The organism is Sphingomonas sp. 66-10, assembly GCF_001897045.1.
GTDB lineage: Bacteria > Pseudomonadota > Alphaproteobacteria > Sphingomonadales > Sphingomonadaceae > Sphingomonas > Sphingomonas lycopersici.
Window position 1 is genome coordinate 1 of sequence record NZ_MKRR01000144.1, and the last position, 511, is coordinate 511.

Here is a 511-nt window from a genome sequence, read left to right on the forward strand (position 1 = left end):
GAGCTATCGCATTACCGCGATCGGACAGGGCGGCGCTGGGGCGGCGGGCAGCGCGGCGAGCGGCGCCGGCGGAAACGGCGGCAATGGCGCGGGCGGCACCGCCGCCTTCGACGCCAGCAACGGCGATTATGCGCTCGGCACGCTCGACATCATCGCCGACGGGATCGGCGGCGCGGCCGGTGCCGGCCCGAGCGCGGGCGTGGCAGGCACCGGCAGCGGCGGGGCCGCGCGCTTCGCCAACGGCGATGCCGGCCTGCTCGCGCCGGGTGCGCAGCGGTTGATCGATACGCTCTCGCTCCACGCCAATGGCGATAGCGCGGGGCGGGTGCTGTTCGCCGATACCTCATCGGCGCCGAACGGCGGGCTGACCGTCACCGGCGCGCTGTCGCTGGCCAGCCTCGGCGCGCCGGTTGCGGGCTTCTCGGCGATCGCCGTCTCGGCGACGGCCAACCAGGTGCAGGTGGGCGGCGACGCGACCTTCGACACCAGCGGTCCGCTGTCCTTCGCCTTT